Annotated in this window: 18 protein-coding genes; 13 read left to right on the plus strand and 5 right to left on the minus strand. The window is 73.6% G+C overall.

From position 1 onward, the window contains the following. The first annotated feature begins 48 nt into the window (after window positions 1-48). The gene (locus BLV76_RS07680) at window positions 49-291 is read left to right on the plus strand and encodes a hypothetical protein (protein WP_090968597.1); all 243 of its coding nucleotides are present in this window, start codon (window positions 49-51) and stop codon (window positions 289-291) included. Between the two features lie 5 nt (window positions 292-296). On the opposite strand, the gene BLV76_RS07685 is transcribed toward BLV76_RS07680, so the two are convergent. From BLV76_RS07685 to BLV76_RS07695, 3 genes are all read right to left on the minus strand, one after another. Beyond that, window positions 297-1703, minus strand: coding sequence for a DUF1963 domain-containing protein (locus BLV76_RS07685; protein WP_090968598.1), 1407 nt, complete (start codon window positions 1701-1703; stop codon window positions 297-299). Between the two features lie 76 nt (window positions 1704-1779). Beyond that, window positions 1780-2226, minus strand: a complete 447-nt coding sequence (locus tag BLV76_RS07690; protein WP_090968599.1) for a hypothetical protein — start codon at window positions 2224-2226, stop codon at window positions 1780-1782. A 27-nt stretch (window positions 2227-2253) separates the two neighbouring features. After that, on the minus strand, window positions 2254-2688 hold the full coding sequence (locus BLV76_RS07695) for a DUF6069 family protein (protein WP_090968600.1): 435 nt from the start codon (window positions 2686-2688) through the stop codon (window positions 2254-2256). Window positions 2689-2864: 176 nt separating this feature from the next. On the opposite strand from BLV76_RS07695, the gene BLV76_RS07700 reads away from it, so the two are divergent. Then, window positions 2865-4070, plus strand: coding sequence for a sensor histidine kinase (locus tag BLV76_RS07700; protein ID WP_139306517.1), 1206 nt, complete (start codon window positions 2865-2867; stop codon window positions 4068-4070). A 44-nt stretch (window positions 4071-4114) separates the two neighbouring features. Continuing rightward, entirely contained in the window at window positions 4115-4729 is a 615-nt protein-coding gene (locus BLV76_RS07705; protein ID WP_090972464.1) for a response regulator, read from the plus strand. On the opposite strand, the gene BLV76_RS07710 is transcribed toward BLV76_RS07705, so the two are convergent. After that, window positions 4705-6876 (minus strand): acyltransferase family protein, encoded by a 2172-nt coding sequence (locus tag BLV76_RS07710; RefSeq protein WP_090968602.1) that lies wholly within the window; start codon window positions 6874-6876, stop codon window positions 4705-4707. The genes BLV76_RS07705 and BLV76_RS07710 overlap by 25 nt on opposite strands. A 247-nt stretch (window positions 6877-7123) precedes the next feature. On the opposite strand from BLV76_RS07710, the gene BLV76_RS07715 reads away from it, so the two are divergent. The 8 genes from BLV76_RS07715 to BLV76_RS07750 all read left to right on the plus strand — a co-directional run bounded on the left by BLV76_RS07715 (window position 7124) and on the right by BLV76_RS07750 (window position 16463). Further along, window positions 7124-9661, plus strand: a complete 2538-nt coding sequence (locus BLV76_RS07715) for a 5'-nucleotidase C-terminal domain-containing protein (RefSeq protein ID WP_175539601.1) — start codon at window positions 7124-7126, stop codon at window positions 9659-9661. A 141-nt stretch (window positions 9662-9802) separates the two neighbouring features. Continuing rightward, window positions 9803-10234, plus strand: a complete 432-nt coding sequence (locus BLV76_RS07720) for a BLUF domain-containing protein (RefSeq protein WP_090968604.1) — start codon at window positions 9803-9805, stop codon at window positions 10232-10234. A gap of 253 nt (window positions 10235-10487) precedes the next feature. After that, window positions 10488-11066: a TMEM165/GDT1 family protein gene (locus tag BLV76_RS07725; protein ID WP_090968605.1), complete on the plus strand. Its 579-nt coding sequence runs from the start codon at window positions 10488-10490 to the stop codon at window positions 11064-11066. Window positions 11067-11091: 25 nt separating this feature from the next. After that, a complete protein-coding gene (locus BLV76_RS07730) occupies window positions 11092-11961 on the plus strand; it encodes an aldo/keto reductase (protein WP_090968606.1) in 870 nt (289 codons plus the stop codon). A 17-nt stretch (window positions 11962-11978) separates the two neighbouring features. Continuing rightward, window positions 11979-12935, plus strand: coding sequence for an SDR family NAD(P)-dependent oxidoreductase (locus tag BLV76_RS07735; RefSeq protein WP_090968607.1), 957 nt, complete (start codon window positions 11979-11981; stop codon window positions 12933-12935). Window positions 12936-12988: 53 nt separating this feature from the next. After that, window positions 12989-13453: a Fur family transcriptional regulator gene (locus BLV76_RS07740; RefSeq protein WP_090972466.1), complete on the plus strand. Its 465-nt coding sequence runs from the start codon at window positions 12989-12991 to the stop codon at window positions 13451-13453. 12 nt (window positions 13454-13465) lie between these two features. Beyond that, complete coding sequence (gene katG, locus BLV76_RS07745) at window positions 13466-15703, plus strand: catalase/peroxidase HPI (RefSeq protein ID WP_175539602.1); 2238 nt, start codon at window positions 13466-13468, stop codon at window positions 15701-15703. A 10-nt stretch (window positions 15704-15713) separates the two neighbouring features. Continuing rightward, window positions 15714-16463, plus strand: a complete 750-nt coding sequence (locus BLV76_RS07750; RefSeq protein WP_090968608.1) for a glycoside hydrolase family 16 protein — start codon at window positions 15714-15716, stop codon at window positions 16461-16463. 19 nt (window positions 16464-16482) lie between these two features. Here the strand turns inward: BLV76_RS07750 and BLV76_RS07755 are convergent, their stop codons facing one another. After that, complete coding sequence (locus tag BLV76_RS07755; protein ID WP_217630289.1) at window positions 16483-16935, minus strand: MOSC domain-containing protein; 453 nt, start codon at window positions 16933-16935, stop codon at window positions 16483-16485. Window positions 16936-17053: 118 nt separating this feature from the next. Here BLV76_RS07755 and BLV76_RS07760 point away from each other — a divergent pair, with 118 nt between their 5' ends. Together BLV76_RS07760 and BLV76_RS07765 are read left to right on the plus strand one after the other, a co-directional pair. Further along, complete coding sequence (locus tag BLV76_RS07760) at window positions 17054-17656, plus strand: DinB family protein (protein WP_090968609.1); 603 nt, start codon at window positions 17054-17056, stop codon at window positions 17654-17656. Window positions 17657-17720: 64 nt separating this feature from the next. After that, entirely contained in the window at window positions 17721-18671 is a 951-nt protein-coding gene (locus BLV76_RS07765) for a homocysteine S-methyltransferase family protein (RefSeq protein WP_090968610.1), read from the plus strand. Window positions 18672-18695 lie beyond the last annotated feature (24 nt).

Raw genomic sequence — 18695 nt, forward strand, 5'->3', positions numbered from 1 at the left:
CAATCGAGCGCGCACACTGGACGTACGCGCACACCCGAGGAGACCGACATGCGCCTGATCGACGAGCTCGACGACCTGTACGACCACTACCTCCGCCGGATCGACGCCGCGGTCGAGGCCGACGACGTCGCGCTCGCCGAGCGCCTCGCCCAGGCCTACGAGGACGACGCCGTCCAGCTGATGGCCGAGCGCGAGGGCCTGACCTCGATGCTCCCCCTCACGCCGCAGGCCCGCCCGGCCAGCGCCCTGCGCCGGATGGTCGACCGGCTCCGCTCCCGCGTCGCCGCCTGACCTGTTCAGTAGGCCGACGCGGTGAGCTCGACGAGGTCGAAGCGCCGTGCGGCCAGGTCTGCCGGGCGGATCCAGAACTGGTAGACGCCCTCGGCGAAGTGGTGCCCGATCGCCTCGTCCGACGACATCTCGAGCAGCAGGATCCACTCGCCGATCCGCTCCTCCGCGTCGCCCTGGACGTAGGACGGCGCGCTCAGCATCCGGTCGACGTCGGCCACGTGCAGCTCGCCGTCGGCGCGCCGCGTGGCCAGGGCGTGCCGTGACCTGACCAGGTCGAGCGCCTCGGCCGGCAGCACCCGCGCCGCGTCCGGGTTGCCGGCCAGGGTGGCGTCGAGCGAGTCGTTGACCGCGTCGGCCAGCGCGACGTGCGCCACCGGCTGGTGGTCGAGGACGAGCTGCCACACCTCGTCGCTCTCGGCCGCGGTCAGTGGAGCCCACGCCGGCGACGCCGCAGCACGCGCCGACCAGGACTCGGCGCCCGCGCGCAGTCGTACGAGGGAGTCGTCGGCCTCCGCCTCGGTCATCACGCCCTGCCGGACGTGGTGGTCGAGGTGCTGCCGCCGGGCCTGCCGGGCGAGGTGGCCGGTGAGGATCGAGACCGCACGCCAGTCGTGGGGGTACGACGACCACGGGCGGACCAGGACGCCGTCGGCGTGACTGGTGGAGAACCACCGCGCCTCCACGACCGCGCCGTCGATCGCCGCGACCCGCGCCGCGAGCCGGACCGTGCCGGGCCAGAAGTCCGGCTCGTCGACCTCGGCGGCGGGATCGCCCGTGACGACGACCGGGTCGATGCTCCACGCCGGCAGCAGCCGCGGCCACTCGGCATCGGTGCTCGGCCAGCGCCAGGACGCGCGCTCGCCGTAGGCGTGGGGGAGCGAGGCGGGGACCGGTGCGGGCACGAGCTGGTCGGGGGTGGCGTCGACGTAGCGCACGCTCCACCGCCAGTGGATGCCCCAGTCGAGGTCGAGGAAGACGTAGATCAGGCCCCGGTCGGGCATCAGCCCGAGCCGACCCGCCTCCGGGATGGTCGAGCAGTCGAGCTGGAGCACGTGGTGCATCGCCCGCTCGGTGCCGTCGGTGGTGACGAAGAAGGGCCACGTGAAGTCGCGGGGGACCGACGGGACCCCGCCCCAGTGGCTCAGGGCGCCCGGGCGGGGCGGGAAGTCGCGTCGCAGCAGCACGGCCTGGTCGCGCGAGGCGACCAGTGCGGCCTCGTGCTCGGGAGTGGCCGGCGGGGCGGGAGGCGCGTCGGCCGACGGCTCGGGCAGGCCGTCCGGCAGCGGCTCGATCGGCGGAGGGGGCGTGAGGTCCGCCGCCTCGCGCTTGACCTCGCCCAGGTAGTAGACCGACACGAGCCCGACGATGACCATGCCGCCCAGCAGGACGATCAGGAGTGAGGCGCCGTCCATGCCGGCAGGCTAGCCGAGTCGGACGACGCCTCCGGGGCACTTCGACGGATCAGACGGGTCAGACGGGTCAGACGGATCAGCGGCCCCAGGGCCCGCGGTGCCCGCCGGGGCCCCAGCCACCACGGCCGACGAACGGCCCGTCCTCGACGTGCGCCTGGACCTCGGCGCCGTAGTCCCCGTCCTTCGCGGCCCGCCAGATCTCGCGCAGCGCGTCGCCGCGCTCGGCGCGGTCCGTGATCGCCCACGCCACCTCGAGGTCGGCCCGGAGGTCGGCCGGCAGGTCGTCGAGCCGGTCCTCGACCCGGGCGCCGAACGGCCCGCAGCCCGGACCGCCCTGGTCGGTGTCCTCGTCCGTGCCCGCGCCGGCGGCGGTGGCCGACACGGAGGTCGACGCCGACGTGGCCTCGACGCCGGCGCCCGCGGACGGGACGAGGACGTAGGTCGTCGCGCCGGCGGCGGCGCCGACCGCGACGGTCGTGACGGCCCGGGTGAACCTGCTCGTGAGGGTGCGGGTGGTGGTCATGTCGATCTCCTTCGGTGGGTGCGTGGATCAGTGGGTGCGGGCGGGCCGGGTCATGCCGAGCACGACGACGCCGGTCACGAGGGCGTGCAGGGCGGCGAGCGAGACGCGGGTCCCGGTGTCGGTGGTGCCCGGGGCGAGGAGCGGGACGAGCGAGACCAGGAGGACCACGGCGGCCCCGGCCCGCCAGACGCGGGTGGCGCGGGAGGCGGCGTACCTCTCGAGCAGCGCGAGCACGCCCCACCCGGCCAGCGCCGCCACGACCGAGATGACGACGACCGGCACGGCACCGACGGTCTGGGCGGACGCCGCGCCCGGGTCGACGACGAGGTCGGCCCCGGGGACGGCGGTGAGCACGGCCCAGGCGGCGACCGCCGCGACCGGTGCGGCGACGACGGTCAGGCCGCGGCGTACGACGGTGCTCGAGGAGCGGGCGTCGCCTCGGGTCTCGGACAAGGCGGTCATGGTGACTCCTCTGGCTGGTGGGTGTGCCTCGACGCTAGGTACGACGCCGGGGAGCCGGTGAGCGCCGACAGGCCCGGATCGCGGTCGCGGACCCCCGACCACGGGAGGGGGTCGCCGGTCCCGGACCCCTCCCGCGGTCGCTCGTCGTGGCCCCGCGCAGCACCTACGGTGAGCCCGTGGACGACACCTGCGACCGGCGCCGGCGCGCGACGCTCGACGCCCGGGTCGGCCCGGCCGCGCTCGTCCTGCTGGCGGTCGTCCTGGCACCGGCCCAGTGGCGCTCCGGCGGTCCGGTGTCCGCGCTGCTGGTCCTCGTGGCGATCGGCGCGCTCCACGGGGCGCGGAGCCGGCCGCTCCCGGCGCTGGCGTCGTCGATGGCGCTGCTGCTGGTGGCCTACGTCGTCACCGACGGCCGCCAGCTGGTGCCGACCGTCCTGATGCTGCTGGTGGTCGGGCTCTCGTGGTGGAGCGGGTCGCGGGTCGCCGGCTTCGTCGTGACCGGCCTCGCCACCGTCTTCAACGTGGTCGTCGCGCTGCGCATCGCCGACGTCGGCGGGCCGCGCGGCGGGCCGCCCGTCTCGGCGACCGTGGCCGGGGGCCTGTTGTCGGCGCTCCTCGCCGCCGCCGCCCTGGCGGGGAGCGTGGTCCGGGTGCGCGGGCAGTACCACCGCGAGCTCGAGGCCCGCGCCCGCCAGCTCGAGGTCGAGCGCGACCAGCAGGCGCGGATCGCGGTCGCCGAGGAGAGGCGCCGGATCGCGCGCGAGATGCACGACGTCGTCGCCCACTCGATCACCGTGATGGTGCGGCTCTCCGAGGGCGTCCTCGCCGGCGACCGCGAGCGCGACGAGCAGGAGGGCGTCGCCCTGCGAGCGCTCGCCGAGACCGGCCGGAGCTCGCTGGCCGAGATGCGACGCGTGCTCGGCGTGCTCTCCGAGGACGACCCCGATCCGGCTGGGGGTTCGGCCTCGCGCGAGCCGCAGCCCGCCGTCGCCGACCTGCCGCGGCTCGTCGAGCGGTTCCGGGCGGCCGGCCTCGGCGTCACCGCCGACGTCGACGGGTCCTTCGACGGCTGGGGCGCGGGCGCCGAGCTCGCGGTCTACCGGATCGCCCAGGAGGCCCTGACCAACGCGCTGCGCCACGCACTCCGGGGCACCTCGGCCCAGCTGTCCGTGCGCGCCGACGCCGACGTGGTCGAGGTGCAGGTCAGCGACGACGGAGCAGGTACGCCGGCGCGCGCGGGCGGTCCCGACGGACGCGGGCTGGCCGGGATGGCGCAGCGCGTCGCGGCCTGGGACGGCGAGCTGACCGCCGGGCCGATGGACCCGCACGGCTGGCGGGTCCACGCGGCCCTGCGCAGGTCGTCCGGGAGGCTGGACCCGTGACGGCGCTGAGGATCCTGCTCGTCGACGACCAGCCGCTGGTGCGGATGGGCTTCCGGATGCTGCTCGACGCCGAGCCCGACCTGGAGGTGGTCGGCGAGGCGGGCGACGGCGAGAAGGCGATCGCGATGGTCGCCGCGCTCGCACCCGACGTCGTGCTGATGGACGTGCGGATGCCGGTGGTGGACGGGATCGCCGCCACCTCGGCCATCGTCGCCGCCGACCCGGGCGCCCGGGTGCTGGTCGTGACCACCTTCGACCTCGACGAGAGCGCCTTCGCCGCGCTGCGCGCCGGGGCCAGCGGCTTCCTGCTCAAGGACGCCCGCCCCGAGGAGCTCGTCGCCGGCATCCGCTCGGTCGCTGCCGGTGACGCCGTCGTCGCGCCCCGGGTGACGCGGGCCCTGCTCGACGCCGTCGGCTCGCACCTGCCCGACCCCCGCGCGGACGTCGTGCCCCACCCGGGCCTGGCGCTGCTGACGCCGCGCGAGCTCGACGTCGCCACCCTCGTGGCGCAGGGCCTGACGAACGGCGAGATCGCGGAGTCGCTCGCGCTGTCGGAGGCGACCGTGAAGGGCCACATGGGCCGCCTGCTCGACAAGCTCGACCTCCGCGACCGGGTGCAGCTGGTGATCTGGGCCTACGGCGCCGGTCTCGTCGACTGATCGCCGTCGCGCGGCGGCAGCAGGCCGAGGGCGCGGCCGAGCGGCGTCGCCAGCCACCGGGCGTACGTCGTGGTCACGTGCCCCACGTCGCGCTGCGGGACCATGTCCTTGATGACCGCCGGGCACCTGCCCCGGTCGCAGAACCACTGCCGCGTGCGCACCACCTCCACGCCGGCCGCCTCGGCGGCCTCGGTGCTCACCCGGCTCACCGCGTCGGCCCGTCGCGTGGTGCCGCTGAGGCAGTCGCCGAGGTCGGAGTCGAGCAGGGGCAGGCAGCGCTCCGGCGACGTCCGGCGCCGCGGGACGTCCTCGAGCAGCACGAGCCGGTCGGTGAGCGGTCCGAGGTCGTCGAGGAGCCGGGCCATCCCGTGGCCGAGCTCGGCGACGACGCCGTCGGTCTCGCGGACGACCTCGCCGTCGACCTCCACGTTGGGCGCGCCGGACGTCGACACGATCGTGAGGTCGGGTGCCAGCTCGCGCACCCGGTCCTCGGCCCAGTCGTTGAAGTCGAGGCAACCCCGCCAGGGCTCGTCCTGCCCGCCGCGCACCATCTGGACTCGAGCCGGGGTGCACTGCGACTTCACCAGGAAGTAGGCCTTCCACCCGGCGCGCTCCGCGATCCGGTCGAGCGCGGGCGCCCAGTGCCGCCCGTGCGAGTTGCCGAGCACGACCAGCGTCCGGTCGCCGTCGGGGTCGCCGCGCAGGCAGAGCCGCTCCGGCGTGCCGACGTACTCGCACGCGCCGAGGTCGGCGCGGTCGTCCTTGAGCTCGGTGAGCGCGGGCCGCAGGTCGCGCGGCACCTCCCGGCCCTCGAGCGCCGCGCGGACGGACGCCTGCACGGCGGCGATCGCGGGGTCGTCGGACAACGCCGAGCCGTCGATGCCGCGCTCGTAGTCGGCGACCTCGATGCCCGGGTCGTCGCCGGTCACCTGCCGGTCGATGAGGTGGGTGGAGGCCAGGCAGACGACGACCGCGGTCGTCACGGCGGCCGGGTAGAGCAGCATCCCCCGCGACCGCGTGCCGCGCACCCTGCGGAACGGGGTCTCCACGAAGCGGTACGACGCCCACGTCATGAGCACGGTCACCGCGAGCACGACGCAGAGGTCGAGCGGGGTCAGCTCCCGGGCGAGGCGCTGCTCGGCGATCACGAGGACCGGCCAGTGCCACAGGTAGAGGGAGTACGACGCGTCGCCGACGACGCGCAGCGGCCGGACTCCCAGTGCACGCTGGGCCAGTGGCAACCGGTCGCCCTCGGTGCCGGCGCCGGTGCCACCGAGGATCACCAGGCAGGTCCCCACCACGGGCAGGAGCGCCAGCCACCCCGGGAAGGCCGACTCGGTCGTGAGGGTGAACATCGCCAGCGCGACCAGCCCGAGCCCGGCCGCGACCACCAGGTTGCGCACCAGCGGGGTGAGGGACCCGGCGAGGCGGGGAGCGGCGATCGCCAGCAGCGACCCGGCTCCGAACTCCCACACGCGCGTGAAGGTCGAGAAGTAGGCGCTCTCGGGGGAGGCGGTCGAGGCGTGCACCGACCACGCGAGGCTGGCCGCGCTGGCGACCGACAGCACGCCGACCATCGCGACGGTCCGGCCCCGGTCACCGCGGCGCAGCAGCCGCGCGGCGACGAGGACCGCGCCCAGCAGGGCGACCGGCATGACGAGGTAGAACTGCTCCTCCACCGACAGCGACCAGAAGTGCTGGAGCGGCGACGGCGGGTCCGACCGGGTGAAGTAGTCGGTCTCCTCGACGGCGAAGCGGACGTTGGCGCCGAAGAGCGACGCCCAGACGCCGTCCACCGCGGCGTCGCGCGCGTCGAGCGGGTGCAGCCAGAGGTAGGACGCCGTGACGGTCCCGACGATCGCGACGGTGGCCGCGGGGAGGATCCGTCGTGCGCGGCGGACGTAGAAGGCGATGAGGTCGATCGTCCCGGTGGCGGCGACCTCGCGCAGCAGGAGCGTCGTGATGAGGAACCCGGAGAGCACGAAGAAGACGTCGAGGGTCACGAAGCCGCCGGAGTACGGCGCCAGGCCGGCGTGGAAGACGAGGATCCCGAGGACGGCGAGGGCACGCATGCCCTGGATGTCGTCGCGGAAGCCGCGCCGCGCTGGGGCCGTGCTCCCGGACCGGTCGGGTGGTGCGGGGGTCACGGAGGTCCTCACGGACGGGTGCGGGGGTCCCCGACACGCTAGCCACGCGTCACGCGGGACCTGATGGGGTCCGGACCCCACTGTGAATTCATGTTTGTGAACGAGCAACGGGTGGGCGCACGAGATTCAAGAATGTGTCGATATCTGGAACCTTGTTCGACATCGTGAACTCATGGGAGTAGCGTCCGCGAGTGCCTGTGGCATGCGTCACAGGCCGTCACCGCAGTCCTCGCAAGGAGCACCCCTCGTGACCCAGTCCGCCCCCGCCCGCTGGCGCCGCACCGTCACCACCCTCGTCTCGCTCGCGGTCGCCGCCGCGGGCGTCGTCGCCGCCTCGTCGGCGCCGGCCTCCGCCGCTCCCGGCGACGCGATGATCGCGTGGCTCGAGGTCGAGAACGGCGCGATCGTCGGCAACCCCGGGCGCGACCAGGGCGACCACGGCAACTTCTCCGGCGAGAGCTCCTACACGTTCCGCGACCCGGGCATGCGCTCGACCATGACGTTCACCGCGCCGGAGGCGGGGACGTACCCGGTCTGGATCCGCTACTCCGCCGGCGGCCTCGGCAGCGCCGAGGACGACAACGTCACCCGCAAGATGGGCCTGCTCGTCAACGGCGGCTCCCGCCAGGTCCTCAGCTTCCCCCGCACCTTCGTCCCCGGTGAGCCCGACCAGCACGACGGCTGGGAGCGGTGGGGCTGGACGCCCGCCACGGTCACCCTCAACGCGGGCACCAACACCCTTGCCGTCGACTGCCAGCGCAACGTCGAGAACGGCGGCGACGAGACCTGCCGCCTCAACTTCGACGCGATCCAGGTGGGGGGCACCGCCCCGGCCGCCCCGAGCGGCGGCACCCCGGCCGCGCCGTGCACCGCCTCGACCACCATCCCGGCGGGCGCCACCCGCCTCTTCGACGGCACCTTCGCCTCCTTCGACGGCACGATCGCCGCGCCGAGGTGGCACAAGGCCGGCGCGGGCGGCTTCGGCTTCCAGACCGACTGCACGCTCCGTGGCTTCCGCGGCCAGGGCACGACCTGGACGCTGGCCCAGCAGAGCGGTCCCTACACGCTCGGCGTCGACTTCATGCGCGGCGCCGCGACGTCGGCCTCGTCGGTCTACGTCGGCTCGACCAGCAACAACGCGGCCAGCCCGACCGGTGGCTACCAGGTCCGGATCGGCGCGTCCGACACCGGCACCATCGTCACCGGCGACGGCTCGCTGACCACCCCGCCCGATGCCGCCGCACTCGCCGCCGCCCTCAAGCCGCAGGGCCAGTGGAACAGCTTCAGCATCCAGGTCACCCCGGCACGCATCCGCCTGCTGCTCAACGGGACGCGGATCAACTCGGTCGACCGCACCGCGCCGATGACCGGCTACGTCGGACTCGAGAACCGTGCCGGCAACGACGCCGTCGGCAACGTCCGCTTCCGCAACATCTGGTCCGCGAGCGGTGTCGTCCTGGGCCAGGCGGCGCCCGTCCGGCGCGCGACGCTCGCCAACGGCACGACCGTGAACCCCGGTGGCGAGTCCACCCTCGGCAACCTCGTCGCCGACTCGCAGCGCTGGGCCACCCGCACGGCCGGCACCGGCAACGCCCGGCTCGCCCTCGCCAGCCCGACCCGGCTGCAGGCCGACCTCGTCGCCTCGGGCGCGGGACTCACCTACGCCCAGGCGGCCGCGGCCGTCACCGACGAGCCGCTCGTGACGATGCGACTGACCGGATCGCAGATCAAGGCGATCCTCGAGCAGCAGTGGCAGCCCTCCGGCGCGACCCCCGGGTTCGTCCGCCTCGGCGCGTCGTCCGGCTTCACGTGGACCCAGGACGCCACCCGCCCCGTGGGCGACCGGATCACCGGCATGTGGCTCGACGGCACCCCGGTCTCGCTGACCGGCACCGGCAACATCGTGGTCGCCGTCGCCCAGTCGCTCGCCGCCGGCGGCGACAACTTCACCGGGTTCTCGGCCGGGACGCCGACCGCGCGCACCAGCACGGTCGCGGCCCTCGCCGCCTACCTCGGCGACAAGTCGCTGACCGCCCCGGTCGCGGCGCCGTCCGCCCAGGCGGCCGTCGACGTGCACGTGCCCGCCGGTGCGCCGTCGTCCTATGTCGCCGGCACGGAGTACGCCGTCGACCTCGCGTCGTGGTCCTACGCCGGCGCCTCCGACCCGGTGGACACGACCGTCGCGGTGAGCGTCGGCAACCGCGTGATCGGCACCTTCCCGGTCGACAACACGCGCTCCGACGACCCGACCGACCTGCACGGCCGGGTCGCCGTCCGGGCGACGCTGCCCGCGGACCTGGCCGCAGGAGCCACCACCGTGAAGGTCGTCGGCACCACCACCGGCACCACCGTGCAGCTCCCGGTCGTCGTCACCGCGGCACCCACCAACCCGCAGCCCGACCCGGACCCGACGCCCGACCCGACCCCGAACCCGAACCCGGCGCCGAACCCCGCTCCGCAGACGGGTCCGACGCCGGCCCTGCCCGCCCCGACCAAGGCCGGCTCGCGGATCAAGGTGGCGGTCAAGCCCGGCAAGGTCGTCGCGCGCCGCACCCGGGCGAAGCTGGCGATCACCGTCTCCTCGGCCGGCGCCAGGCCGACCGGCGTGGTCACCGTCCGCATCGGCAAGGTGCGCCTGGAGAAGCGTCTCGGCCGCGGCCGGGCGACGGTCTGGCTGCCGGTCATGAAGAAGCCCGGCGCCACGCGGGTCACGGTGTCCTACGGCGGCGACGCCCGGACGCTCACCTCGACGCTGACCCTGCGGGTCAACGCCGTCGCCCCCTGACCCACCTCTCCACCCCCCAGAGTCCGCCGGCCCGGGAGACGCCTCCCCCGGGCCGGCGGATCACCAGCGCGGACCTGCGTCGTCCACACCGTCCTGCGGGTGAAGAACCGCGCGAACCGCCGAACTACGATCGACCGTGCCATGACCAGCCCTGACCTGATCTCCGTCACCTACGCCAGCTCCGCCACCGAGCTCATGTCCGTCGGCCAGCTCGTCGACCTGATCGAGCAGATCCGGCCGAAGAACGAGCGCCTCGGCATCACCGGCCTCCTGCTCTACAGCGGCGGTGCCGTGATGCAGACGCTCGAGGGAGACGCGCTGGTCGTCGACGACCTGCTCGAGCTGATCGAGGCCGACCCGCGCCACACCGGCGTACGCGTCGTGGACCGGAGGTACGTCGACGAGCGGGCGTTCTCGACCTGGTCGATGGGCTTCCGCAACATCACCGCCCGCGAGGTCGCCGACCTCCAGGACTTCGTGTCGTTCGCGCGGGAGTCGGTGGGCGACGACCTGGGCCCGCACGCGGTCGCGGCGTTCGGCCTGCTGGAGACCTTCCGGCTCAACGCCGTCTGAGGGTGGGCCAGGTCACGCCTGCGCCGACTGGGTCGCTCGACACGATGTCGTCTAGCGTGGGACCTGAAAGGGAGTAGTCCCCAACAGGTGCGTCGACATGCTGATCCTCTCCGGGTCCGGCGCACCGGGCCACCTCGGTGGCGGACGAGACTTTCGACCAGAACACACGACCATTTCAACGGGACGTGCCTGGTCGAAGGCGCGTCCCACTCCCTGAGGGTCGTCCTCCGGCTGGGCCGGAGAGGAAACCCCCATGTGGGAAGCCCTGTGGATCAGCACCGCCGTCATCTTCGTCGCCGAGCTCGGCGACAAGTCGCAGCTGATGGCGATGACCTTCGCCACCCGCTACAAGCCCCGTGACGTCATCATCGGCCTCACGATCGCCACCGCGATCGTGCACCTCGTCTCGGTCGGCATCGGCGCCGCCATCGGCGACGCGTTCTCCGACTACCAGGGCGCCATCAACATCGTGGCCGGCATCGCCTTCCTCGGCTTCGCGGCGTGGACGCTCCGCGGCGACGAGCTCACCGACGAGGAGGCCGACAAGGCCCGCAACAGCCAGGGTGCGGCGATCCTCGCCGTCGGCATCGCGTTCTTCCTGGCCGAGCTCGGCGACAAGACGATGCTCGCCACCATCACCCTCGCCACGCACGAGGGCTGGTTCGGCACCTGGATCGGATCCACGGTCGGGATGGTGGCCGCCGACGCGCTCGCCATCGTGGTCGGTGCGCTGCTCGGCCGCCAGCTGCCCGAGAAGGCCGTGAAGTGGTTCGCCACGGCGGCCTTCGTGGTCTTCGGCGTCCTGCTGATCTGGCAGGGCGTCACCGCCTGACCGCGGGTCTCGTAGGTTGGGTGACATGGACACTCGCACCCTCGGAACCACACAGGTCGGCGCCATCGGGCTCGGCCTCATGACCTTCGACCAGACCGGCACGCAGCCGCGCCAGCAGCTCGTCGACACCGTCTCCGCCGCGCTCGACGCGGGCGTCACCCTCTTCGACACCGCCGACGCCTACGGGCCGGGTGAGGAGAAGGGCGCCGGCGCGCAGGGCGAGAACGAGCGCCTCATCGCCTCGATCCTCGACGAGCTCGGCGCCCGCGACCGCGTCTTCCTCGCCACCAAGGGCGGTCACGTCCGCGGCGAGGGCGGCAGCTGGGACACCGACTCCTCCGCGGCCCACCTGCACGCCGCCGTCGACGCCAGCCTCGAGCGCCTCGGCGTCGAGCAGCTGTCTCTGTGGCAGCACCATCGGCCCGACCCGAAGGTGCCCTACGACGAGGTCATCGGCACGATCAAGGAGATCGCCGACAGCGGCAAGGTCGCACACGTCGGCCTGTCCAACGCCAACCCTGAGCAGATCCGCGCCGCGCACGCGGTCCTCGGCGACCGGCTGATCAGCGTGCAGAACCAGTACAGCCCGAAGTTCCGCTCCTCCCAGGCCGAGATCGAGGCGTGCGAGGAGCTCGGCCTCGCCTTCCTCCCGTGGAGCCCGCTCGGCGGTCTGTCCGACGCCAAGGAGCTCGCCGAGAAGCACCCGGCGTTCGCCGAGATCGCCGAGGCCCGCGGGGTCAGCGCCCAGCAGGTCGCCCTGGCCTGGGAGCTCGCCCAGTCGCCGGTCGTCATCCCGATCCCCGGCGCCAAGCGACCCTCGTCGATCACCGACTCCGCCGCCGCCGCGTCGCTCGAGCTCACGGCCGACGAGCTGTCGCGGCTCGACGCGAGCTGACCCGGGGGCTGGTCGAGATGTCACGCCCGCTGCCTGCCAGGCTGGTCGACGCCGTCATGGACCGCTCGCTGGTCCTCGGCTACACGACGATCGGCCTGGCGGTGCGGCGCCGACTGCCGGGCTGGCCCGCCGACCCGCTGCCGCGCTCGCTCGAGGGCCGGCACGTGCTGGTCACCGGCGCGAGCTCCGGCCTGGGGACCGCCACCGTCGCGGGCGTCGCCCGGCTCGGGGCGAGCGTCCACATGCTCGTGCGCGACGAGGCCAAGGGAGCCGGGGTCGCCGACCGGCTGCGGGCCGCGCAGCCCGGCGTCGACCTGAGGCTCTGGCGGTGCGACGTGGCCGACCTCGACGACGTACGACGCTTCGCGACCAACTTCGCCGCGTCCGTCCCCGAGCTGCACGCCGTCGTCCACAACGCCGGCGTGATGCCGCCGGAGCGGACCGAGTCGCCGCAGGGCCTCGAGCTCAGCATGGCCGTCCACCTCGTCGGTCCGGTCGTGATGACCGAGGCGCTGCTGCCGTCGCTGGCCGGCGGCCGGGTGGTGCTGGTGAGCAGCGGGGGGATGTACGGCCAGCCGCTGCGCGCCGACGACCCCGCCTACACGACCGGCGACTACTCCCCGACCGCGTCCTACGCCCGGTCGAAGCGGTGGCAGGTCGAGATGGCGCCGCTCCTCGCGGAGCGCTGGGGCGGGCTCACGGTCGCCACGATGCACCCCGGCTGGGCCGACACCCCCGGCGTGCAGGAGTCGCTGCCCGGCTTCCGGAGGATCACCCGCCCGGTGCTCCGCGACGACGCCCAGGGCGCCGACACCAGTGTCTGGCTCACCGCGGTCGAGCCCCCGCCGCCGACCAGCCTGTTCTGGCACGACCGCGTCGCGCGGCCGACGTCCCTCCTGCCCACCACCCGCCCCTCCGACGCCGACCGGGCGAAGGCCTGGGCCTGGCTGGTCGAGGCCGCCTCGCTGGGATAGCGGTCGCCCGGCAAGACTTGACTCGTTCAAGAAACGGGGGCAGGGTGGAGACGATGAACGACCAGACGTCCGAGGCCGAGCTCGAGGGCCAGTTCGAGCAGCTGCTCCGCAGCGCCGACCTGAGGGTCACGCGGCCGCGCCTGGCCGTGCTGCGCGCCGTACGACGTCACCCGCACGCCGACACCGGAAGCGTCCTCGCCGCCGTCCGGGCCGAGGAGCCCGCGGTGTCGCACCAAGCGGTCTACGACGTGCTCGGCGTCCTGTCCGACCACGGCATCGTCCGCAGGATCCAGCCGGCCGGGTCGGTCGCGCGCTACGAGCTGCGTGTCGGCGACAACCACCACCACGTGGTCTGCCGCTCCTGCGGCGCGGTCGCCGACGTCGACTGCGCCGTCGGCCACACGCCGTGCCTCGACGCCTCCGACAGCCGGGGCTTCGTCATCGACGAGGCCGAGGTCACCTACTGGGGCCTGTGCCCCGCCTGCGCCACCACCGCTTCGCACACGTCCACCAACTGAGAGGGATCCCCCATGTCCGACGAGCTGCCCAACGACTCCGCACGCGCGACCGACACCTCCGACTCGAACCACGCCAACGCCGAGGTCGGCGAGATGAACGAGGAGGGCGGCGCGGGCAAGTGCCCCGTCATCCACCACCAGCCGCGACCCACCGAGGGCGACGCGAACCAGGTCTGGTGGCCCGAGCGGCTCAACCTCAAGATCCTCGCGAAGAACCAGCCGGTGCTTAACCCGCTCGGCGAGGAGTTCGACTACGCGGCCGCGTTCGCGACCCTCGACCTGCCGGCCGTGAAGGCCGACATCGCGGCCGTGCTGAAGGACAGCCAGGACTGGTGGCCCGCCGACTTCGGCCACTACGGCCCGCTGATGATCCGGATGGCCTGGCACAGCGCCGGCACCTACCGCGTCCAGGACGGCCGCGGCGGTGGCGGCACCGGCCAGCAGCGCTTCGCACCCCTCAACTCGTGGCCCGACAACGGCAACCTCGACAAGGCCCGCCGCCTGCTGTGGCCGGTGAAGAAGAAGTACGGCAACGCCCTCTCGTGGGCCGACCTGATGATCCTCACCGGCAACGTCGCGCTCGAGGACATGGGCTTCGAGACCTTCGGCTTCGCCGGCGGCCGCGTCGACGCCTGGGAGCCGGACGACGACGTCTACTGGGGCCCGGAGACCGAGTGGCTCGGCGGCGACCGGGGTGGGGAGCAGCGCTACTCCGGCGACCGTGAGCTCGAGAACCCGCTCGCCGCGGTCCAGATGGGCCTCATCTACGTCAACCCGGAGGGCCCCGAGGGCAAGCCCGACCCGCTCGCGGCCGCCTTCGACATCCGCGACACCTTCAGCCGCATGGCGATGAACGACGAGGAGACCGTCGCCCTCATCGCCGGTGGCCACACCTTCGGCAAGACCCACGGCGCGGCCGACCCGGAGGAGCACGTCGGCCCCGAGCCGGAGGGTGCCCCGATCGAGACCGGCGGCATGGGCTGGCTCTCGACCTACGGCTCCGGCGTCGGCAAGGACGCCATCACGTCCGGTCTCGAGGTCACCTGGACCGACGTCCCGACGCAGTGGAGCAACCGCTTCCTCGAGATCCTCTTCGAGCACGAGTGGGAGCTCGAGCAGTCGCCCGCGGGTGCGAACCAGTGGGTCGCCAAGGACTCCGAGGCGATCATCCCGGCGCCCGACGAGGGCGGGGCCAAGCGTCGCCCGACGATGCTCACCACCGACCTCGCCCTGCGCATGGACCCGGCCTACGAGCAGATCTCGCGCCGCTTCCTCGAGAACCCCGACCAGTTCGCCGACGCCTTCGCCCGCGCGTGGTTCAAGCTGACCCACCGCGACATGGGCCCGGTCTCGCGCTACCTCGGCCCCGAGGTCCCCTCGGAGGAGCTGCTCTGGCAGGACCCGATCCCGGCCCCGGCGCACGTCGCCACCGCCGAGACCGTCGCTGCCGTGAAGGCGAAGATCGCCGACGCCGGCCTCACGGTCAGCCAGCTCGTGTCGACCGCCTGGGCCGCCGCGTCGTCGTACCGCGGCTCCGACAAGCGCGGTGGCGCCAACGGCGGTCGCATCCGCCTCGAGCCGCAGCGCAGCTGGGAGGTCAACGACCCGCAGCAGCTCGCCGGCGTCGTCACGGTGCTCGAGGGCATCGCCGAGGCGCACGACATCACCTTCGCCGACACCGTCGTCCTCGCGGGCAACGTCGGGGTGGAGCAGGCCGCAGCCGCGGCCGGCGTCACGGTCGAGGTGCCCTTCACCCCGGGTCGCGGCGACGCGACGCAGGAGCAGACCGACGTCGAGTCCTTCGCCTGGCTCGAGCCGAAGGCCGACGGCTTCCGCAACTACGTCCGCTCGGACGCCAAGCTGCCGGCGGAGTACCTCCTCGTCGACAAGGCCAATCTCCTCAACCTGAGCGCGCCCGAGCTGACCGTCCTCGTCGGCGGCCTCCGGGTCCTCGGCGCGAACACCGCGGCGTCGACCGACGGCGTGCTCACCGAGCGTCCCGGCCAGCTGACCAACGACTTCTTCGTCAACCTGCTCGACCTCGGCACGGTCTGGTCGCCCGCGGGCTCCAACGACCGCTACGAGAGCGGTGCCTGGACCGGCACGCGGGCCGACCTGGTCTTTGCGTCGAACTCCGAGCTGCGCGCGGTGGCCGAGGTCTACGCCCAGGACGGCGCCGAGGAGAAGTTCGTCCACGACTTCGTCGCAGCGTGGGTCAAGGTCATGGACAACGACAGGTACGACGTCTGACGCTGGCTGCGTGACGACGGAGGACTTCGAGGGTCCCGACCTCGCGGACGACCGGTGGGTGCCGCACTACCTGCCCCACTGGTCGTCCCGCGAGGGGACGCGGGCGTCGTACGCCGTCCGCGACTCGGTGCTGCGCCTGACCATCCCGGTCGGCCAAGGCCTGTGGTGTCCCGACCGGCACACCCCCGCGCTGCGGGTCTCGACGATCGCCTCGGGGCTCTACGCCGGACCGCTCGGCTCGACGGTCGGGCAGCAACCGTTCGCCGAGGGCCTGACGGTCACCGAGGAGCAGGCGCGCTTCGAGGGGTGGCTCGTCTCCGGCGGACGTGTGACCGTCCGGGCGCGCGCCGACCTGACCGCGCGCTCGATGGTGTCGGTCTGGATGACCGGCTTCGAGGACGAGCCCGACCGGTGCGGCGAGGTGTGCGTCTTCGAGGTCTTCGGCGACACCGTCACCCCGGCGTCCGCCGGGGTCGGTGCGGGCGTGCACCGGTTCCGCGACCCCGCGCTGCGGGAGGACTTCTCGGTGACGCCGGTCGACCTCGACCTGCGGGAGTGGCACGAGTACGCCGTCTCGATGACCGCGTCGGGGTGCACCTGGACCGTCGACGACGTGCCGCTGCGCACGTCGGCGGAGTGCCCGGCGTACCCCCTGCAGATGTTCGTCGGCGTCCTCGACTTCCCCGACCGCGAGGACGGCAGCACCCGCGACCACGAGCCGACCTTCGAGGTCGACTGGATCCGGCACGAGCCTCTGTAGCTCGCCGACCAGGACCTCCCTAGCTGTCAGGGGCCGGGACGATCGCGGCCTCGTCGCCGACGCTGATCGTGCCGGACGACAGCAGCCGGAAGACCGTGCCGCCGCGGGGCGACTTCAGCGCCTGCATCGCGCCCGGGCCGAGGTCGTCGTCGAGGAGCCGGCACGGCGCCGCGATCCGGACCACCTCGAGGTCGACGTCGGCGATCGTCATGCGCTCGCCCGGTCGCGTCGGGAGCGGGCCGTGGTCGAGGGTGATGTTGCGCCGCGTGAGGCCGGGGTCGACCGGCCGGCCGAGCGCCTCGGCAGCGGCCTCGAGGTCGTCGAGGACCTGCACGGTGACGTGCCGGTGCTTCGAGCCGTGGTAGCGGTCGCCGACCAGGCCCCGGCCCTCCTCGGCCTCGACGCTCCCGACCGACTTCGTCGGCAGCCGGCGGCCCGGCGCGACGTGGATCGAGTGCACGCGGGAGGTCACGCCGGAAACGGTACTTCGCACCCGAGTCTCCCGGTTGTCGGCCCAGATCTCGGCCGACAAGCGGGGCGGTCACCGGATATCCGGTGACTCCAGAAATCTCCGGGGGCATGATCGGCGGATGGACGACCACCTGCTCGACCCCGCGACCGCGCTGCTCGACTACCTCCAGGACGCGAGGGACTCGCTGCTCTGGAAGCTCGAGGGGCTGGGCGAGCGGGACCTGCGCCTGCCGCGCACCCCGACCGGCACCAACCTGCTCGGGATCGTGCGCCACTGCGCCAACGTCGAGATCGGCTACTTCGGGCCGACGTTCGGCCGCGAGTGGCCCGAGACCGACCACCCCCTGTACGTCACCGACGAGGTGGCCGACCTCGATCCGCAGGCCGACTGGTGGGTCCCGGCCGACGTGCCGGCGAGCGAGGTCGTCGAGTTCTACCGCCGGGTGTGGGCCTTCTGCGACGAGACCGTCGCCAGCCTGCCGCTCGACGCCCGCGGGCGGGTGCCGTGGTGGCCCGAGGACCACTGCGACGTCTCGCTGCACCGGGTCGTCGTGCACGTCATCAGCGACGTCGCCCGGCACGCCGGCCACGCCGACATCCTGCGCGAGGGCATCGACGGCGCCGCCGGCTTCCTCGTCGGCTCGAGCAACCTGCCCGACCTCGAGTGGTCGTCGTACGTCGCCAGGCTGACGGCGGTCGCGGAGGAGTTCCCAGCGGTCTAGTCGGCCGTTCGCGACCTCGGCCCGCGGTGCTACAACGAGATGTTGCCCCACCACGGGAGGTCCGATGACGACATGGCGGCTGCCGGACCACCCCGCAGGCTGGGTCACCGACGGCGGGCTCGAGACCGACCTGGTCTTCCACCACGGGATCGACCTGCCGGAGTTCGCGGCCTTCCCGCTGCTCGACGACCAGGAGGGGCGCGAGGTCCTCACCGACTACTTCCGCGGCTTCACCGAGGTCGCGGCGGACGCCGGAGCCGGGCTGCTGCTCGAGACCCCGACCTGGCGGGCCAACGCCGACTGGGGCGCCCGGCTGGGGTACGACGACCACGCACTGCGCCGGGTCAACCACGACGCGGTCTCCTTCCTGGCCGCGCTCGCCGAGGAGCACGTCCGCGAGCACGGGGGCGAGACCCTCGTCGGCGGCACGATCGGGCCGCGGGGCGACGGCTACCAGGCCGGTGACCTCGACGCGGACCGCTACGCCGACTACCACCTGGCGCAGGTGGCGGCGTTCGCCGAGGCGGGCGCCGACCTGGCGACCGTGCTCACGCTGACCACGGTGGCCGAGGCCGTCGGGGTGGTCCGGGCGGCCCAGGACGTCGGGCTGCCGCTGGCCGTCTCGTTCACCGTCGAGACCGACGGCCGGCTCCCGGACGGTACGCCCCTGGGCGAGGCGGTCCAGCAGCTCGACGCCGCGACGGGTGCCGGCGCCGCGCACCTGCTGGTCAACTGCGCGCATCCCGACCACGTGCGGCCCGGGATCGAGGCGTCAGCACCGTGGGCCGCCCGCATCGCGGGCCTGCGCGTGAACTCATCGCGCCAGACGCACGCCGAGCTCGACGAGGCCGAGGTGCTCGACGAGGGCGACCTCGACGACCTGGCCGCGCGGACCCGGGCGCTCGCCGACGAGCTGCCGTCGGTCCGCATCGTCGGCGGCTGCTGCGGGACCGACGTACGCCACGTGGCGGCGATGTGGGACGGCTGGACCCCGGTCGGGGGCCGCACGAAGTAGGAGGCGCGATGTCGGTGCCGGCGT

The sequence above is a fragment of the Nocardioides exalbidus genome (assembly GCF_900105585.1).
GTDB classification, from domain to species: domain Bacteria; phylum Actinomycetota; class Actinomycetes; order Propionibacteriales; family Nocardioidaceae; genus Nocardioides; species Nocardioides exalbidus.

Bases quoted from the DNA above. Each gene is read 5' to 3' on its own strand.
- BLV76_RS07725 (WP_090968605.1), top strand. From the start codon at position 10,488: ATGTGGGAAGCCCTGTGGATCAGCACCGCCGTCATCTTCGTCGCCGAG.
- katG (WP_175539602.1), top strand. From the start codon at position 13,466: ATGTCCGACGAGCTGCCCAACGACTCCGCACGCGCGACCGACACCTCC.
- BLV76_RS07765 (WP_090968610.1), top strand. From the start codon at position 17,721: ATGACGACATGGCGGCTGCCGGACCACCCCGCAGGCTGGGTCACCGAC.
- BLV76_RS07730 (WP_090968606.1), top strand. From the start codon at position 11,092: ATGGACACTCGCACCCTCGGAACCACACAGGTCGGCGCCATCGGGCTC.
- BLV76_RS07690 (WP_090968599.1), bottom strand. From the start codon at position 2,226: ATGACCACCACCCGCACCCTCACGAGCAGGTTCACCCGGGCCGTCACG.
- BLV76_RS07680 (WP_090968597.1), top strand. From the start codon at position 49: ATGCGCCTGATCGACGAGCTCGACGACCTGTACGACCACTACCTCCGC.
- BLV76_RS07735 (WP_090968607.1), top strand. From the start codon at position 11,979: ATGTCACGCCCGCTGCCTGCCAGGCTGGTCGACGCCGTCATGGACCGC.
- BLV76_RS07705 (WP_090972464.1), top strand. From the start codon at position 4,115: ATGGGCTTCCGGATGCTGCTCGACGCCGAGCCCGACCTGGAGGTGGTC.
- BLV76_RS07720 (WP_090968604.1), top strand. From the start codon at position 9,803: ATGACCAGCCCTGACCTGATCTCCGTCACCTACGCCAGCTCCGCCACC.
- BLV76_RS07760 (WP_090968609.1), top strand. From the start codon at position 17,054: ATGGACGACCACCTGCTCGACCCCGCGACCGCGCTGCTCGACTACCTC.
- BLV76_RS07740 (WP_090972466.1), top strand. From the start codon at position 12,989: ATGAACGACCAGACGTCCGAGGCCGAGCTCGAGGGCCAGTTCGAGCAG.
- BLV76_RS07695 (WP_090968600.1), bottom strand. From the start codon at position 2,688: ATGACCGCCTTGTCCGAGACCCGAGGCGACGCCCGCTCCTCGAGCACC.
- BLV76_RS07685 (WP_090968598.1), bottom strand. From the start codon at position 1,703: ATGGACGGCGCCTCACTCCTGATCGTCCTGCTGGGCGGCATGGTCATC.